At 36.4% G+C, this 17,811-nt stretch carries 18 protein-coding genes; 12 read left to right on the forward strand and 6 right to left on the reverse strand.

The genetic code is table 11. The features are described from left to right. Positions 1 to 60: 60 nt before the first annotated feature. Entirely contained in the window at positions 61 to 2,214 is a 2,154-nt protein-coding gene (locus tag AC3RVF_RS03835; RefSeq protein ID WP_489691030.1) for a TonB-dependent receptor, read from the reverse strand. Positions 2,215 to 2,382: 168 nt separating this feature from the next. Between AC3RVF_RS03835 and AC3RVF_RS03840 the strand changes: the two genes are divergently transcribed. Together AC3RVF_RS03840 and AC3RVF_RS03845 are read left to right on the forward strand one after the other, a co-directional pair. Then, positions 2,383 to 2,979, forward strand: coding sequence for a YdeI/OmpD-associated family protein (locus tag AC3RVF_RS03840; protein WP_489691029.1), 597 nt, complete (start codon positions 2,383 to 2,385; stop codon positions 2,977 to 2,979). Further along, complete coding sequence (locus tag AC3RVF_RS03845) at positions 2,979 to 4,094, forward strand: adenylate/guanylate cyclase domain-containing protein (protein ID WP_489691028.1); 1,116 nt, start codon at positions 2,979 to 2,981, stop codon at positions 4,092 to 4,094. The genes AC3RVF_RS03840 and AC3RVF_RS03845 overlap by 1 nt, the downstream gene beginning before the upstream one ends. 77 nt (positions 4,095 to 4,171) lie before the next feature. On the opposite strand, the gene AC3RVF_RS03850 is transcribed toward AC3RVF_RS03845, so the two are convergent. Beyond that, on the reverse strand, positions 4,172 to 5,473 hold the full coding sequence (locus tag AC3RVF_RS03850) for an NAD(P)/FAD-dependent oxidoreductase (RefSeq protein ID WP_489691027.1): 1,302 nt from the start codon (positions 5,471 to 5,473) through the stop codon (positions 4,172 to 4,174). A 113-nt stretch (positions 5,474 to 5,586) separates the two neighbouring features. On the opposite strand from AC3RVF_RS03850, the gene AC3RVF_RS03855 reads away from it, so the two are divergent. Together AC3RVF_RS03855 and AC3RVF_RS03860 are read left to right on the forward strand one after the other, a co-directional pair. Then, positions 5,587 to 6,081, forward strand: a complete 495-nt coding sequence (locus AC3RVF_RS03855) for an RNA polymerase sigma factor (protein ID WP_489691026.1) — start codon at positions 5,587 to 5,589, stop codon at positions 6,079 to 6,081. Positions 6,082 to 6,087: 6 nt separating this feature from the next. After that, on the forward strand, positions 6,088 to 6,732 hold the full coding sequence (locus AC3RVF_RS03860; protein ID WP_489692804.1) for a DUF8845 family protein: 645 nt from the start codon (positions 6,088 to 6,090) through the stop codon (positions 6,730 to 6,732). Positions 6,733 to 6,799: 67 nt separating this feature from the next. Here AC3RVF_RS03860 and AC3RVF_RS03865 read toward each other — a convergent pair whose 3' ends face one another. Together AC3RVF_RS03865 and AC3RVF_RS03870 are read right to left on the reverse strand one after the other, a co-directional pair. After that, a complete protein-coding gene (locus tag AC3RVF_RS03865; protein WP_489691024.1) occupies positions 6,800 to 7,603 on the reverse strand; it encodes a lysophospholipid acyltransferase family protein in 804 nt (267 codons plus the stop codon). 172 nt (positions 7,604 to 7,775) lie between these two features. Further along, on the reverse strand, positions 7,776 to 8,417 hold the full coding sequence (locus AC3RVF_RS03870; RefSeq protein WP_489692805.1) for an NUDIX hydrolase: 642 nt from the start codon (positions 8,415 to 8,417) through the stop codon (positions 7,776 to 7,778). 2 nt (positions 8,418 to 8,419) lie between these two features. Here AC3RVF_RS03870 and AC3RVF_RS03875 point away from each other — a divergent pair, with 2 nt between their 5' ends. Next, positions 8,420 to 9,145, forward strand: a complete 726-nt coding sequence (locus tag AC3RVF_RS03875; RefSeq protein WP_489692806.1) for a peptidylprolyl isomerase — start codon at positions 8,420 to 8,422, stop codon at positions 9,143 to 9,145. Between the two features lie 10 nt (positions 9,146 to 9,155). On the opposite strand, the gene AC3RVF_RS03880 is transcribed toward AC3RVF_RS03875, so the two are convergent. Continuing rightward, entirely contained in the window at positions 9,156 to 9,779 is a 624-nt protein-coding gene (locus tag AC3RVF_RS03880; protein WP_489691021.1) for a trimeric intracellular cation channel family protein, read from the reverse strand. Further along, positions 9,776 to 10,492, reverse strand: coding sequence for an RDD family protein (locus AC3RVF_RS03885; protein ID WP_489691020.1), 717 nt, complete (start codon positions 10,490 to 10,492; stop codon positions 9,776 to 9,778). Before AC3RVF_RS03885 ends, AC3RVF_RS03880 begins: the two co-directional genes overlap by 4 nt. A 35-nt stretch (positions 10,493 to 10,527) precedes the next feature. Between AC3RVF_RS03885 and AC3RVF_RS03890 the strand changes: the two genes are divergently transcribed. The 7 genes from AC3RVF_RS03890 to AC3RVF_RS03920 all read left to right on the forward strand — a co-directional run bounded on the left by AC3RVF_RS03890 (position 10,528) and on the right by AC3RVF_RS03920 (position 17,750). Beyond that, positions 10,528 to 11,490 carry a stage II sporulation protein M gene (locus tag AC3RVF_RS03890; protein ID WP_489691209.1) on the forward strand — a complete coding sequence of 321 codons (963 nt, stop codon included), beginning with the start codon at positions 10,528 to 10,530 and terminating at the stop codon, positions 11,488 to 11,490. A 53-nt stretch (positions 11,491 to 11,543) separates the two neighbouring features. Continuing rightward, positions 11,544 to 12,413: a hypothetical protein gene (locus AC3RVF_RS03895; protein WP_489691019.1), complete on the forward strand. Its 870-nt coding sequence runs from the start codon at positions 11,544 to 11,546 to the stop codon at positions 12,411 to 12,413. Between the two features lies 1 nt (position 12,414). Further along, the gene (locus AC3RVF_RS03900) at positions 12,415 to 13,185 is read left to right on the forward strand and encodes a DUF4129 domain-containing protein (RefSeq protein WP_489692807.1); all 771 of its coding nucleotides are present in this window, start codon (positions 12,415 to 12,417) and stop codon (positions 13,183 to 13,185) included. Continuing rightward, on the forward strand, positions 13,178 to 14,395 hold the full coding sequence (locus AC3RVF_RS03905; protein WP_489692808.1) for a DUF4350 domain-containing protein: 1,218 nt from the start codon (positions 13,178 to 13,180) through the stop codon (positions 14,393 to 14,395). The genes AC3RVF_RS03900 and AC3RVF_RS03905 overlap by 8 nt, the downstream gene beginning before the upstream one ends. Beyond that, on the forward strand, positions 14,382 to 15,380 hold the full coding sequence (locus tag AC3RVF_RS03910; RefSeq protein WP_489691016.1) for an AAA family ATPase: 999 nt from the start codon (positions 14,382 to 14,384) through the stop codon (positions 15,378 to 15,380). The genes AC3RVF_RS03905 and AC3RVF_RS03910 overlap by 14 nt, the downstream gene beginning before the upstream one ends. Further along, positions 15,381 to 16,712: a DUF58 domain-containing protein gene (locus AC3RVF_RS03915; RefSeq protein WP_489692809.1), complete on the forward strand. Its 1,332-nt coding sequence runs from the start codon at positions 15,381 to 15,383 to the stop codon at positions 16,710 to 16,712. A 99-nt stretch (positions 16,713 to 16,811) separates the two neighbouring features. Then, on the forward strand, positions 16,812 to 17,750 hold the full coding sequence (locus tag AC3RVF_RS03920; RefSeq protein ID WP_489691014.1) for a LysR family transcriptional regulator: 939 nt from the start codon (positions 16,812 to 16,814) through the stop codon (positions 17,748 to 17,750). Positions 17,751 to 17,811 lie beyond the last annotated feature (61 nt).

Here is a 17,811-nt window from a genome sequence, read left to right on the forward strand (position 1 = left end):
ATGAGACAGCGTGGCTTCGGCTCCGCTCAGCCACCGTTATCCTTCAACGGCTAGCTGGCTTTACAAATTATCAAGTTGGTTATCCTTCCCATCATCACTAATAGTCCAGAAAAAGCCAACAAAAAAGAACTGGTCTGCGGCAGGTAATAATTCTCTTCGGGCAAAGTTTCCATTGGCATCTGCAGTATTTGCATATTGATAGCCGTTTATATTTTTAGTAGCTAGCACATTATTGACCGATACATAAAGAATTTGTTGCTGCGAAATTAAATACGCCCAGTTTAAGCTAACACTATTATAAGCGCTCGTTTTATTCTGAAGAAAGCCAGGTTTGTTTAAATCTGTGTACGTTCTTCCGCTGCCATATTGATAACTGAAACCTATTTGGCTTTTCCAATCGTTAATCCAATATTTTCCAACTACAGAAATATTATGTGTATTTACAAAGCTGGGTGTAGTTTTAATAGGGTAATTTCGGTATTTCCGCTCTGTGTCTAAATAGGAATAGCTCACCCAATAATCCACGTTTTTGATGGATTCATTATCGCGCCAAAATAAGTCTAAGCCTTGCGCATATCCATCGCCATCGTTAAAAAATGAAGTGTTTAAATCGGGGAATTCGTCATTATAAGTAACAAGATTGCCGTACTCTTTTCTATAAATTTCCGCACGGAAAATTCTGTTATTAGCTGAATATTGATAATTCATAATATAATGTTGGGTGTGCTGCGCTTCCAAATTATTTGAAAATTTCAACACATCGCTATCTGGCTGCTGAAAGAAATCGCCGTAAGCCAAAGAAAGCTGACTATTTTTTCCAGTTTTATAAGCAAAAGAGATTCTTGGCGAAACTGTAAATTCTTTAAACAATTCACTGTATTCACCACGGACACCTAGTTTAAGTGCGAGCTTTCGTGAGAAAATAATATCAGCTTCCGTAAATGCTGCCGAAATATTATTGTTGAAACCAAGCTCTGCAGCAAAATCGGGATCTTCATAATTTTCGTTGAAATCGGCTACAAACTGTTCCGCCCCAAAATTGAGAATAAAGCGATTGCTAAAGCGTTTTTTCAACTTCAATTTAAAGTGTGCGGAATTTTCAACATCTTTAATCGCAGCTTCGTCGATGCCAATTTTAGTATTTCCGAGCGTGTAACTTCCACCGCCAAAAATTGTCCAATTATTATCTAACACCTCAGTATAATTGGCGTTTGTATAGAAATTTTTATTGTTGAGTTTAAACCGTGTTCCTGCGGGGTTATTGATGTCTTCCTGCGTAAGTTCAAAATCTGAAGTATCAAAAGCACCGTAAATTTTTAAAAGCCCATCCCCTATTCTCTGACGATAAACAGCTTCTCCTGCAGCGGTTTCAAAAGGTTTATGCCAATCATTTCTATCTGGAAAAAGTGCTGTATATGGCGCTAAATTTATATAAGTTGCATTCACGCTCAAAGAGCTTTTTTCCCACTTTTTAGTATGTCCTAAACCGCCACCCACGGTCATTATTGCAATATCTGTCTTTTCCTGAGTTGGCTCGTCAATGGTGTTTAAAAGTAAAACCGAGGAAAGTGCTTGCCCGTATTCTGCAGAATATCCACCCGTTGAAAACGTAATGCCATCAAACAAAAACGGACTGTAACGTCCACGCGTGGGTACATTATTGGTAGTTGGCGAATAAGGGGTAAAAACGCGAATGCCGTCTATAAAAATTTGGGTTTCGCCCGCATCGCCACCTCGAACAAAAAGACGTCCGTCTTCGGCAACTGTAGTTGTGCCGGGAAGCGTTTGCAGTGCGCCTACAAAATCGCCCAAAGCGCTTGCCGTTGTAACAATATCTAAAGGTTTTAAAACCGAAATCTTACTATTATCACCCGCCGAAAAAGACCCAGCGGAAATAGTTACAGTTTCCAAAGAATTTACGTCTTCGCGAAGTTGAATTTTGAGATTCGTCATTTTTGAAACGTCTTCGGTAATTTTAGTTGCTTCAAACGAAACGTAGGATATCACTAAAGTTTGCGTTCCAGTTTCAGAAGTTTCAAAGGAAAAATTTCCGTTTTCTATTGAAGTGCTGCCATCGTAAGCGCCTTCCAAATAAACATTGGCGCCAACAATAGGTATTCCTTTATTGTCTAAAACCGTACCTGATACGGTGGTTTGTGCCAAAAGCAAACTTGGAAAAGCAATAAGTATAAAAATGATGACTGAAATTTTCATGGGTTGGTTGGTTTAATTTTCAGTTCAAAGGTGAAGTTTCAGCTTAACTTTTTAGAAAAAAACAAACTGAACTGTATAATATGAATCCCCAACTGTAGTAAAAATTTAAGATTCTCTATCAATAAAAGATTTCTGTAAATCGTATCTTCGGAAAAAAGTACTCATAAAATGACGGATTCAGAAAAAGTAGATGTTTTCATAGAAAAGCAAACACAGTGGAAGGAAAAGCTAAAGCAACTTCGGACGATTATTGTGAAAACAGAGCTTAAAGAAGAGGTGAAATGGGGCAAACCAACTTATACGCTTAATGGAAAATTGGTGGTGGCTATGGCAGATTTCAAAAACCACATGGCGCTTTGGTTTCATCAAGGGGTATTTTTGAAGGACCAACACAAAAAACTAGTGAATGCACAAGAAGGCGTTACTAAAGCCCTGCGACAATGGCGAATTGAAGTAGATGACGAAATAGATTCCATAATTGTTAAGGAATACGTTGAAGAAGCCATTGCAAACTCGAAGGCTGGAAAAGAGCTGAAGCCAACTCCTAAAAAAGATGTAATTATTCCGCCATTATTAAAACAAGCCTTTAATAATGATAATTCTTTAAAAGATCATTTTAAAAAACTAACGCCCGGTAGGCAGCGTGAATATGCGGGTTATATTGCTGAAGCTAAGCGCGAAGCTACGCAACAAAATAGATTAGAAAAGTGCATTCCTATGATAGAAAAAGGCATCGGACTTCACGACAAATACAAAAACTGCTAATGGCAATAAAACCGCATTTTGAAAGATACACCACCCGCCAGATTTGGTTTTACACGCGGCGTGCATTTTGGATTTTAGTGGCTTGGGTACTAATTTCTAATATTATGTTTTTTTATGAATTCATCACGCTAAAAAGCAATGGCGTATTGAGTTCCAGCTACGATATGTATTCAGCGATAATGGCAAATTTAATCGTTGCAATTTCCGCTGGGCTTATAGGCGGCATTGTAACGGTAAACTTAATGGAGCGCTGGTTGCGGCGTTTGGTTTTCTGGAAAGCACTACTCTATTTAATTATAGCCTACACATTTACAGCCTTTCTCGTTGGATCCTTCGGAGCTATTTATATTAAGAGTGAAGACTTGGGAATACCCTTTTACTCATTTGAAGTATTGCAGCAAACGTTTTATTTCTTCGGATCGTGGCTATTTATAAAGAATTATGTTATTTGGCTTTTTATCATTTTGGTAACGCTAATTGTTTTGATGGTGAACGATAAATACGGTCCAGGAGTTTTTCCCGATTATTTAATAGGTAGATATTTTAGACCCAAACACGAACGCCGTATTTTTATGTTTGCCGATATAAAAAATGCGACTGGCATTGCTGAAAGTTTGGGTGAAGAGAAATATTTTAATTTTCTGAAAGATTTCTTTAGACACATCGCCCCCGCAATTGTGCAAACCCGTGGTGAAGTTTATCAATACGTAGGTGACGAAGTTGTAGTTTCTTGGAAAATGAAATGGGGCCTAAAACACGGAAATGCGATTCAATGTTTTTATAGTATGAAAAAAATTATTGCCTATAAAGCACCTAAATATTTAAAACGATATGGTTATGTTCCCGAATTTAAAGTAGGTCTGCATTACGGTACTGTGATGGTGGGCGAAATTGGACAAATAAAACGGGACATCGCTTTTTCTGGCGATGTTTTAAACACAACTTCTCGCATTCAAGCTATGTGCAACGAACTAGACGTAGAAATTTTAGTCTCCAAACCATTTGCTGATATTGCCTATAAATTACCAAAAGGCGTTTCAAAAAAAGAAATGGGTAAAGAAAAACTTCGTGGCAAAAGCGAAGAAATTGAACTAGTTACTTATTTGAAAAACTAACGTTTTTTCAAATGTAAATACCCCGCAATAGATTTTAAATTTCCGATAATATATCTTAAAAAGTGGGAAATAAAAAGCTACTCCTCTCCTTTTGGGAGACCGGAAGGAGACTTTTTAAACGGGCGAATAATTAACCGCGCGGCTTTGTCGTAATTTATATAGCTATACGTCCAATTAAAGAATGTAATTACTCTATTTCTAAAACCTACCAAAAACCATAAGTGCACGAACATCCATAAAAACCAAGCTATAGCACCGCCAAAGTGCAAATTGCCAATATCTACCACTGCTTTATTTCTACCCACAGTGGCCATAGTCCCTTTATCAAAATACTTAAAAGGATCCATTGGCGAACCTTTTAACATTTTCCTGAAATTTTTCCCTAACTGCTTTCCTTGTTGGATGGCTGGCTGTGCAACCTGCGGATGTCCTCTTGGAAAATCTTCACTTTCCATTAAAGCAATATCGCCTAAAGCATATATATTTTCAAAGCCTTTTATTCTGTTGAATTCATCAACCCGATAACGATTTGCTTTTTCTACCAATGCTTCACCATTAATTCCTTTTATTGGCGCCCCAGTTACTCCCGCCGCCCAAATGAAAGTTGCGGTTTCAAATTTTTTACCGTCTTTAGTAGTTACCGTTTTTCCGTCGTAATCGCTTATAAAAGTTTCAAGATGAACCTGAACGCCAAGTTTTTCAAGGAATTGTTGCGCCTTTGCGGAGACTTTTTCACTCATTGGAGGCAAAACCCTGTTCTGTCCTTCAATAAGATGAACGAACATTTCTTCTTCTTCAAGTTCGGGATAATCGTGTTCAAGAATTCCTTTTCTGAATTCTGCCAAAGCTCCAGCCAATTCCACTCCTGTGGGGCCAGCACCGGCAATCACGAAATTCAATAAACGTTTTCTTTCAGTTTCATCTGAAGTAATATCTGCTTTTTCAATATTCTGAAGCATCAAACTACGAATATTCAACGCCTGCGGAACCGTCTTCATCGGCATACTATTTTCCGCAATACTTTCATTACCGAAGTAATTAGTACGCGTGCCAGTGGCAATTACCAAATAATCAAAATGCAAACTGCCAATAGAAGTGGCAATCGTGTTGTTGTTGGTATTTATATTTTCCACCTCTGCCATTCTAAAGTGAAAATCGATAGTACGTCTAAAAATCTTCCGAAGCGGATAAGCAATGGAATCTGGTTCTAATCCCGCCGTGGAAACTTGATACAGCAATGGTTGGAAGGTGTGGTAATTATGTCTATCAAAAAGAACGATTTGCACATTTTCTTTTTGAATCTTTTTTATGAAGGAAATACCAGCAAATCCACCACCTATAACAACTATTCGTGGACGGCCAGTTTCGGGAATATTCATTTGTTTTTTCTTTCTATAAAGTTACTCATACTAGCAATAGTTAGGGTATTTTTTAGGATTTTTGTAACATAGTACTTTAAGTATACACTAATCAATTACCAACAAAATTACCATTGAACAAAGAACTGGAACATAGTTTTGTAACCCAACTTGAGGAGAACCAAAACATTGTACATAAAATATGTAGGTTATACACAAACGACAGCGACGCCCACAACGATCTGTTTCAGGAAATAACCATACAGCTTTGGCGTGCATTCCCCAAATTTCGGGGCGATTCTAAGTTTAGTACGTGGATGTATCGCGTGGCGCTGAATACCGCGATTACGTTGTATAGAAAATCTAAGCGTACCATAAAAACGCAGGATTATGAAGGGGTTAGCTTTAAAATTTCTTCGGTACCGTATGATGATACCGCAGAGCAACAACTAAAACTGATGTATACTGCTGTAAAAGTTTTAAATGATATTGACAAAGCGCTTGTTTTTCTCTATTTGGAAGACAAAAACTATAAAGAAATTTCCGAAACTTTGGGTATAACCGAAGTCAATGCACGTGTAAAAATGAATAGGATAAAGGAGAAATTACGAACTATTTTAAATCCGTAACCCACTATGGATCAACTAGAATTATTAAAAAAACAATGGCAAAGCACGGAACAAGAGCTTCCGAAACTTTCTTATACCGATATTTATAAAATGCTATTAAAGAAATCTTCTTCCATAGTGAAGTGGATTTTTTATATAAGCATTGCCGAAATTATTTTCTGGACTGTGCTAGCTCTTTTCATTCCTGAATCCAGTAGAAAATTTACTGACGACATAGGTTTACATACAGTCTTAATTGCCATAAATGTTATAAACTATTCGGTTTTTGCGATTTTTATTTTTCTCTTTTATAGAAATTATCGAAAAATTTCAACCACAGATACCATCAAGGAATTGATGAAAAATATTCTGCAAACTCGTACCACTGTTAAGTATTTTGTCTTTTACAATATAACAGCTTCCATACTTTTAATAATTGGAATAAATATTTACTACTATCTAAATCAAGATATTGTTTTTCAATTTATGATTGAAGATTACGGGGTAGCAAAAATTTCACAAGAGAAGTTTATGAATATGTTTTTCCTTATTCAAATACTTTTTGGAATTGTTATGGTCGTGCTGATTTTGCTTTTTTACCGACTTGTTTACGGTATTCTGCTGAAAAGACTCAACAAAAATTATAAGGAATTAAAGAAAATAGAAGTTTAAAATAAGTTGGCAGTTGCAGTTTTCAGTAACGCCAATGCGAACTGCTTCTGAACTCTGAATACTATATTTAATATCTCCAGTGGCGCTCTTTGTTCAATTCTTCTTCGCTTTTCAATACTGCAGAAGGAATAACTTTTAAAAATGATGGATGTTGCTCTATTGCATATTCCAATTGTTCTACGATTTTCTCCATAGAATCATTTTCGTAATCTATTTCCAAAGGTGGTTTTATTTCCATGGTTTGAAGAATACCACGCTTTTTAATTCGGATTCCTTTTTTATCAAAAGATCTTCTGAAACCATCAATAACAATAGGTACAACTACAGGTTTATTCTTTTTAATAATATGCGCCGTTCCTCGTCTGATTGGTTTCCAAGGTTTCGTAGTTCCCTGTGGAAATGTGATAACCCAGCCATCATTTAATGCTTTGGTGATGTTACTTACATCACTCATTTTTACTTGCTTATTTATATCTTGGCCCTTCTCGCGCCAAGTACGTTCAATACTAACAGAACCTGCATAGGCTAGGATTTTTGGAAGTAAACCAGCTTTCATAGTTTCCTTTGCAGCAACAAAATAAATATTCAGTTTTGGACGCCATAAATAGCCCACGTTTTTAATACTGTCGTCTCTACCGCTTAGGCTAGCATTAAAGACGTGAAGCATTGCTGCCACATCTGCAAAATAGGTTTGGTGATTACTTACAAAAAGCACGTTAGTTTCGGGAAGCGATTTCAAAATCTCGCTTCCGTGAATTTGCAAATCGTTAAAACCTTTGAAACGTCTGTGGGTTAAAGCACCCGCAATCCGGATTAACCAGAGTTTTAAAAAAAGTGAATGCCCAAAAGGGTTTTTTTTGAAAAAAGTCATTTTCAGTGGTCAGTATTCAATGGTCAGTAATCAGTGGTATGTAGCCAGTTGTAGTACATTGTACTTTAACAAGCTCCGTAATTTTAATTCAGATATTTCAAACTATACATCATTCCTTCGGCATTATCCATTGCTAAATATTTAGTCAGGACAAATATACTAAAATATGCTTTTACAGTACCTTTTTAAGCAATTCTCGCACTTCGTTGAGCATCATAGCGGTAGCTCCCCAAACTATGTGTCCGTTCAGTTTAAAGGCTGGCACTTCAATGCTTGTAGCATATGATGTTGTCAGCGTTTGGGTAGTAATGTTTATATCGTTCATAAAATCGGTTAAAGTAACTTCTATTAAAGCTTCCACTTCTTCCTCCTGTGCAATAAATTTGGGCGTCTGTGCTGTGATGCCCAAAAATGGTTGCACAAAAAAATCACTCGGCGGAATATAAATTTCGGTAAGTTGTTTTAAAACTGAAATAGTATCTCGCGGCACCCCCACTTCTTCCTCCGTTTCGCGTAAAGCTGCATCTTGTATTGAAAGATCGCTTGTTTCAAGTTTTCCTCCTGGAAAACCCACTTGTGCAGAATGTACGCCTTTATACGTTTTACGAAGAATTAAAATTAATCGTGTTTCAAAATCATCTGCTGGATAAAAAAGTGACATAACTCCTGCCCTCTTTGCGGTATCTTTTTCGCGAGCAACCCGTTTCAATTCCTGCAAGCGTTCCATGGGTGCCATTTTAAATTGGACCGATTCGCCGGGCAGTTCCATTTTTGTTACTTTTACAATCCGTTTTTCAAAATCGCGAAAATCCATTTATGAGAAAGTTGTTTATTTATTGCTTCGGAATAGTTCTATTTTTTGGCAGCTGTGAAGATAAGAAAAAGCAGTTCGATGCCGATAACTATCGGAACGAAACTGAAAAGGATACTTCGGCTACACTGAGTAACCAAAAAATAGAAGCAGAAAAAATCGACGAACCAGAATATGCCCAAATCACGAATGAAAATGTAGTTTCATTTTTAACCGAATACGGCAAAAACAATCCTGAAACCAAGGTTTTAATCACTACCCGTTTTGGCGATATTGAAATAAAGCTTTACAAAGACACCCCGCTACACCGCGCAAATATTATCTATTTGGTAAAGCAACATTATTTTGAAGAAACCTTTTTCCATCGGGTAGTTCCAAATTTTATAATTCAAGTTGGTAATAGCGATCTGTCTTCAACGCAAAAGAAACGTGCGGAACTTGGGAAGGAATATTTGCTTCCTGCTGAAATAATTCCGGGACGAATCCACGAATACGGAACCGTTTCTGGCGCAAAAGAATACCGCGAAAACCCAGATCATAGAACCGCACCTTATGAATTTTTCATATTCCTTGGCCCAAAATCTTCAACAACGCATTTGAATGGAAAATACACCATCTTCGGAAAAGTGACCAAAGGAATGGATGTGGTGGAAGAAATTTCAAAAGTGAAAGCCGATGATGGGGATTGGCCGTTGCAGAATATTTATATTAGTGCAAAGGTTTTAGAATAAAACTATTCTTTTATAAATTTTCCAACTCATCCTTCCTATAAATACTCGGCAACGAAAGATTGAAAGTCACAGCCAGCAACCGAACAACAAATACAATTGAACCTGAAATAACAACTATAAAAGTTTCAGAAATTGGAGTAGCGTGCAACACAAAATAAGCAGTAGCGCCTAAAATACAGGCGGTGGCATAAATTTCTTTTCTGAAAATAATCGGAATTTCATTACAAAGTATATCACGGATTACACCTCCAAAACAGGCCGTTATCGTACCTAATGCAACACAAATTATAGGTTCAAATCCTGCGGCAATCCCTTTCTCTACCCCTACAATTGTATAAAGCGCAATCCCAATAGTATCAAACAAAAACAGTGATCGCCGAATGTAACCTAGTCTTTTTCTAATTATCACTGCAAAAACAGTGGAACCGAATATTACGTACACATATGTTAAGTCACGCATCCACGCTACATTAGCATCAATAAGTATATCGCGCAGAGTTCCGCCACCAACCGCTGTTACGAAGGCAATTATTAAAATACCGAAGGGGTCTAAGCGTTTGTTAAGCGCCATAAGCACTCCTGATATTGCAAAGGCGATTGTTCCGAGTATATCTATTATAAGTAATAACTTCACATGTTCTGGGTATAGTAGTTATAATCTTTTATAACTTTATCAATAAATTTCATTGGTGTTTCTTCTAGTTTTACTTCCATAACTGACGAAACCCGATATGCAAGTTTCAAAATTACATTATGATTTCCGTTATTTCGTGCTTCCACGAAAAGATTCTTAATAGTCTGTATTTCCGAATCGCTAAAAACTGTGACTTGTGGATAACTTGGTTCGTGATCTTCGGGAATATCCATTAAAATAGTTTGAGCAAAATTAACGATTTGCTTCTCAGTAATAACCGTTGTGGCGGCTGCAATATCTCCCACACGCTGCCCTTTTCCGTTCAATAAAATTGTTACAAGCGCCAAGCCACCAGCAGTAGCCGTAATATCTATTAATCTTATAAGCCATCGCAACATATAATTAGAAAATGCAGGCTTTGAGCCATCAGTTTTCACAACGCGTAACTTCAATAAGGCTTTGCCGGGACTTCTTCCGTTCCAAAGTGTTTCCCATATTAAATGGTACAGAAACAGCGGGAGACCAATGGTCATACCGACAATCATATAATAGTCATCAGATAAACTGACGTTAGAAAATAGCATAATCACTATAAAAACGTATAAACCCATAATTATACCGTCAACAAGATACGCAACAATGCGGTCTCCAACTCCTGCAACATTTTGAAGAATGTTTACATTTTGGGCGGTTTCTATTTGAAAATCATCCATTAAATATGTTCCTTTGGGCAAAAGTACTGCACAATATGCGCGAAGCCGCTTTTGCGAAGCAAAATAAGGATAAATGGTTAAAATTTGAAAGTGTTCTTCGGAATAATGTTCAAATGAATCCCGACGAACTTAGCGCACTCTATATTGAAGTAACCGATCATTTAAGCTACGCCCGCACTTTTTACCCCAATAGTAACACACTCAAGTATTTAAACGGAATTTCCGTTTTAGCGCATCAAAAAATTTATAAAACCAAGCGCGAATCGCGTACTAGGTTTATTACATTTTACACAAAAGAATTTCCGTTGTTTTTCTCGCAATACCATAAACAATTGCTTATTGTGTTTGTTGTATTTCTACTTTTCTCAATAATTGGAGCATATTCCGCTGCTACGGATGGCAATTTTGTAAGGCTTATTTTGGGCGATGGTTATGTAAATATGACTCTAGCAAACATTGAAAAAGGTGATCCAATGGCGGTTTACAAAGAGATGGGAGCGCTAAATATGTTTTTAGGCATAACTATTAATAATATGACGGTAGCGCTTTACGCCTTTGTTTACGGGTTGTTTTTAAGTCTTGGAACAATATATATCATTATGCGTAATGCAATAATGCTTGGCTCATTTCAGTATTTCTTTTATGACAAAGGATTGCTTTGGGAATCTGTAAGAACTATTTGGATTCACGGTACAATTGAAATTTCTGTAATTATTATAGCCGCTTGCGCAGGCTTGGTTTTAGGAAATAGCATCTTATTTCCGGGAACTTATACAAGATTGCAATCTTTTATTCGCGGCGCAAAAGATGGATTAAAAATTATGTTAAGCACGGTTCCATTTTTTATAATTGCTGGTTTCCTTGAAGGTTTTGTAACGCGCCACACCGAAATGCCGGATTGGCTAGCAATACTCATAATAAGTAGCTCGCTTTTTCTAATTTTATATTATTATGTTTTATACCCTTTAAAATTGAAAAGAAGAATTGAAGGAGTTTAGAGAAATAATAGAATCATCCTTTTTATCAATACAATCAACACAATTAAACAATAATGAACGAAACAATAAATTTTAAACAACAGCGCGAGCTGGGAACTATTCTAACAGATATTTTCAAATTCATCCGGTTAAACTGGAAATTACTTTTTGAAATGATACTTAAAATTGCCGGACCTGCACTCTTGGTAATGCTTGTTGCTTATGTTTTCTATATGCAATCCATCGTAGGTAGCGCCGGAATTTTAGAAAGCGTTGGTTCTATGTCTGGCTTTTCAAGCAATATGGTCTTGGCTTTTATAGTTTTATTGTTATCAGGATTAGTCTATTACGCTCTTTTAAACGGTGTGATTTTACACTTCATAAAATCGTACATAAAAAATAATGGCGTTGTTATAAAAGAAGAAGTTTACGAAGGCGTAAAAGACGATTTTTGGAAACTTATTGGCACAAGCTTTTTGGTGAGTCTTATCGTAGGTGTCGGTACTATGTTCTGTGTTATCCCAGGAATCTATTTTGGTGTAGTACTCTCAATTGCTTACGCAGTAGTTGTATTTAATAATAATGCAGCATCAGATTCTATCAGTACATGCTTCAACCTTATAAAGGGCGAATGGTGGATTACTTTCGCAACTTTTATAGTTGTTTTCTTGTTGTACTACTTTATTGCTATCATTTTTCAAATACCGCAGTATATTTATTTCTTTACCAACACGCTTACAATGACTCAAGAAGTTTCTGCAGATCCTTCTACTATGTTTGATTGGGTTTACATAACCCTCACAACAATTGGAATGGTTTTTCAATACCTTCTCTATTCAATTATCGTTATTAGTACTGCTTTTGTATATTTTAATCTGAATGAAAAGAAACACTTTACCGGCACCATGGAGACCATAGAATCTATTGGAAAACAGGAAGAATAATATGCGAAAATTGGGGTTTCTTTTTTACTTTTTGCTGTTGGTATGCTTTGCGCAATTCAAAGTATTTGCCCAAGATAGCATTGCTACACAGCCGAAAAAAGAAATTCTATACGATACGTCTGAAAATTTAAACCAACCCAATTTCAGCAAAGAAATCATTGGAGAATATAAAAAAGACAGCGCTTTCGATTATACCGAAAAACCGGTTGCCGAAAATTGGTGGTCGCAGTTTACAAACTGGATTTGGGAACTTTGGGTGAAATTCTGGCAATGGCTCGCAGGCGATTTTGAAGCGGGTGGCTTCATTTCATTTTTAGTTCACGTGCTGCCTTATATTTTTCTTATTGCCATTATAGGCTTTGTAATTTGGTTATTTTATAAACTGAATCCAGGTGCTACATTTTTTAAATCGAAAGAAAAACCTGGTGTGTTTTTTTCCGAAGAGGAAGAAATTATTAAAAGCAAAAACATTAAGAAATTAATTGACAAGGCATTGGCTAATAATGATTATAGGCTCGCAGTGCGCTATTATTATTTATTGATTCTGAAAAAACTGACAGATGCCGAACTTATAAATTATGAATTTGACAAAACCAATAGCGAGTATTTTACCGAAATATCTTCAGATAAATTAAATTCCGGATTCCGCAAAGTAACTACGCTGTACGACTATATTTGGTACGGAAGTTTTGCCGTTACCGAAACTGATTACAGAAAAGCCGAGCATACTTTTACTGCTTTGGAAAACCAAATACCAAAACCTCTTGACTAAGCTCCAAAAAATATTCCTCTTTGGTTTCCTGCTTGTGCTGGCTGGATTGGTATATATGGAAGCCAACAAACCACAACCCCTCAATTGGTTTCCCAGTTATAGCAAAGAAGATAAAATTCCGTTGGGAACTTATGTTCTGTTTGATTTGCTGAAAAATTCATTTGATGAAAAACTGGTTGAAAAAGAAATTCCTCCTTTTGAAGCTTTGCAGAACAGCGCTTTAAAAGGAACATACTTTTTTTTGAATAACTCATTAGATTTTGACAAAACAGAACTCGATTCACTTTTGGCTTGGGCCGAAAAAGGCAACACGGTATTTATTTCGGCAAATAATTTTGGCGATAAACTGCAGGACACTTTAAAGCTAGAAATAAGTACCGAAGTAAATGTTGAAAAAATAGGCACCGAACCGTTACTGAAACTGGTGAATAAAAAGTTCGATTCACAGAAACCATTTCATATAAAAAAGGATTTACCAGTTCGTTACTTTTCAGAAATAGATACGTTGACTCAAACCGTTTTAGGCGTTTCAGGAACATATATTAATACGCTAGAAATAAAAGAGCCACGTGTTAATTTTATAAAAGTACCTATGGGCAAAGGATGGTTTTTTCTTCATTTGCAGCCTGAGATTTTTTCGAATTACTTTCTTCTTTCCGAAGAAAACGCCCAGCATACCTCGCAAGTTCTTTCGTACATTAATGATGGTAGCACTGTGTATTGGGATAATTATTACAAATCTGGAAAGCGCGTAGATATTTCGCCATTGCGGGTATTGCTTAGCAACAAATATTTTAAGTGGGCATATTATTTTGTACTTATTGGGGTATTGCTTTTCATAATTTTTGAAGGACGAAGAAAACAACGAAGTATTCCAATCGTACAGCCGCTAACAAACAAAACCTACGAGTATACACGCACGATTGCCGGAATCTATCTTGATAAAAAAGAAAACCATTTAATTGCTGAAAAACAGATTGCCCTTTTTATGGAATTTATTCGAACCCGACTTAGGGTTCCGACAGAAAAGGTTAACGAACGATTTTATAAAGCGGTTGCGGAACGTAGTGGAAACACCCAAGAAGACACCCTAAAACTGTTTAATTTTATTGAAAAAGTGAACAATCAAAATAATACTTCCCAAGAGAAATTACTGAAATTATATAAAGAAATTAAAGAATTTAAAAAGAAGACCGATGGAAAATCCTGAAGAAAATAATGACGAGTTACACTTTAATAATCGCATTCCGCTGGATGAGCTGAAAACAGCGGTGGAGAGCATCAAAAAACAACTTTCTAAAATAATTATCGGACAGGAAGATTTTATTGAATTGCTTATCGTAAGCCTTTTGGCAAACGGCCACGTATTAATTGAAGGTGTTCCAGGAATTGCAAAAACTATTACTGCAAAGCTTTTCGCCAAAACGTTGAAAACAGATTTCAGTCGAATCCAGTTTACGCCAGATTTGATGCCGAGCGACGTTTTGGGAACTTCAGTACTGAATATGAAAACTTCAGATTTTGAATTTAAAAAAGGTCCAATTTTTTCGAACGTAATTCTAATTGATGAAATAAACCGAGCACCAGCAAAAACGCAGGCTGCACTGTTTGAAGTTATGGAAGAGCGCCAGATAACCATGGACGGAGAGCGACATATAATGGAATATCCTTTTATTGTTCTCGCCACACAAAACCCAGTAGATCAGGAAGGAACTTACGCGCTTCCGGAAGCACAATTAGACCGTTTTCTATTTAAAATAAAAGTGGGTTACCCCAGTTTGGAAGAAGAAATTACCATCTTAAAAACCCATCACGACCGTAAACAGGCAATTCCAGAAAACGCGATTGAAGGCGTTTTAACTCCTGAAGCGTTAAAAACCTTCCGTGCTCAAGTGCAAGAAGTGTTGATTGAGGATAAAATTTTCGCATATATTGCGCAGGTGGTTTATAAAACCCGAAATCATCCACATTTATTCTTGGGCGCTTCGCCTAGGGCGTCACTTGCAATTATGAATGCTTCAAAAGCATTTGCCGCGATTAACGGACGCGATTTTGTAACTCCAGACGATGTGAAAAAAACTTTGGCTCCTGTTTTAAGACACAGAATAATTCTTTCGCCAGAACGTGAAATGGAAGGCATGACACCAGAAACGGTAATCGACTTAATTAGCCAATCTATAGAAATACCTAGGTAAGTGATTAAATTTCTAAAATCCTTCTACTTAACGCCACGATTTTTTTACGTGATGGCAACGCTATCTGTATTATTTCTTTTTTCGTATTGGTGGCAGTGGCTTTTTGGAATTGTTTGGATTTTAGTTTTAGTTTTTGCGGTTTTCATTTTGTTTGAAATTACAATGGTTTTTAGCAAAAATGGCCTGGAAGGGCAACGTATTTTACCTGAAAAATTTTCGAACAGCGACAACAATTCTGTTTCTGTACAGCTAATAAATAGTTACCCATTTAAAATTGAAGTGGGCATTATTGACGAATTACCCGTACAATTTCAGAAAAGAGATTTTTTTAAAAGTATTTCAATTGTAGGTAAAAACAAAAACACATTCCAATACGAAGTGCGTCCTGTGGAACGCGGCGAGTACATATTCGGAAATTTAAATTGTTACGTTTCCACTGTAATTGGCGTTGTGCGAAGAAGATATACTTTCAACAATGAGCAGTTAGTAAAGGTTTATCCTTCCTTTATTCAAATGAAAAAATATGATTTTTTAGCCATCGACAACAGATTGTCTTTTCTTGGTTTGAAAAAAATAAGACGCATAGGTCACACGATGGAATTTGAGCAAATAAAGGAATATATAGCTGGTGACGACGTACGAACTATAAACTGGAAAGCCACTGGAAAACACGCTCGCTTGATGGTAAACCAATATCAAGATGAAAAAATGCAGCCGGTTTATTCCATCATCGATACGAGCCGCGTGATGAAAATGCCTTTTAATGGCTTGAAGTTACTGGATTACGCTTTAAATAGCGCTTTGGCTTTTTCAAACATTGCCCTAAAAAAAAATGACAAAGTGGGCTTGGTAGATTTTTCTAATATTCCTGGAAATTTTCTTCCTGCCAAGGCCAAGAAAACGTATTTAAACAATATTTTAGAAGCACTATATAATATAGACACCAAGTTTTTGGATGCGGATTATGGCATCTTGCAAGCATTGGTAAAAAGAAAAATAACACATCGAAGTCTTTTGATGCTTTATACCAATTTTGAACACATTTCAGCGCTTCATCGGCAATTGCCCTATTTGCAAGCGATTGCAAAAAAACATGTATTGGTCGTTATCTTTTTTGAAAATACTGAATTGAAAACTTTAACCAATACTGAAGCGAATAGTTTTTCAGAAATTGTAGACCAAACCATCGGACAACAATTCGAATTTGACAAAAAATTAATGGTTCGCGAACTTCAACAACGCGGCATACAAACTATTCTAACTTCACCCGAAGATCTTACTGTAAATACAATAAACAAGTATTTGGAGATTAAGGCAAGAGGCCAGATTTGATATTAGCTTGAAAATTTCGACTCTTCTTCCCTTAAGTTTTTCTTTTTTACTATAAGTTATATTGATGCAAAAGTTATCTTTGCATAAACAATATTTACAATGACGATCACTCAACTTAAGTATGTTTTGGCGGTAGCCGAACATCAAAATTTTACTAAAGCTGCTGAAAAGACCTTTGTTACACAGCCTACGCTAAGTATGCAAATTCAAAAATTAGAAGACGAGCTAGAAATACTTATTTTCGACAGAAGCAAAAAACCCATAGAACTTACAAGCGTTGGAAAGAAAATTGTGGAACAGGCGCGCAATATTGTGAATGAGTCGGAGCGCATGCAGGATGTTGTGGATCAAGAAAAAGGATTTATTGGTGGAACTTTTAAACTCGGTATAATTCCTACGGTAATGCCAACATTGCTTCCCATGTTTTTGAAGAATTTTTCTAATCGCTACCCAAAAGTACAATTGAAGATTGAAGAACTAAATACCGATGAAATAATCACGAAAATTAACGACGGTTATTTAGATGCTGCCATTGCCGCCACACCTTTAGAACACGATAAAATTAAAGAAAGACCTTTATATTACGAGCCATTCGTGGGTTATATTCCTAAAAGTCATCGTTTGGCTTCAAAGGAAAAATTAGAAGTGAGCGATTTGGATATTGACGACATTTTACTGCTGGAAGACGGTCATTGTTTCCGCGATGGAATAATAAATCTTTGCAAAGCGTCAAAGAATGCCAGCAGTGAAAAGTTTCAATTAGAAAGTGGCAGTTTTGAAACGCTTATAAAACTTTCTGATGAAGGTTTGGGAATGACGCTTCTGCCCTATTTACATACTTTGGATATAAATCCGGCACAAAACAAAAATCTGAGATACTTTAAAGAACCCTCACCTGCAAGGGAGGTTAGTTTAATATACAGCAAAAGTGAATTGAAGATGCAAATTATAAATGCGTTACACGATATTATTTCTGGTGTTATTCGTGGCGCCATTGCTTTTCAGGATGTGAAAATAATTAGCCCTGCTAAAAAGTAAAGGGTCGTCTTCGCCTAAAAAAACGCTAAACCCCATAAAAAAATCCCTCTGACAAATCAGA

The sequence above is a fragment of the Aequorivita sp. IT1183 genome (assembly GCF_058068265.1).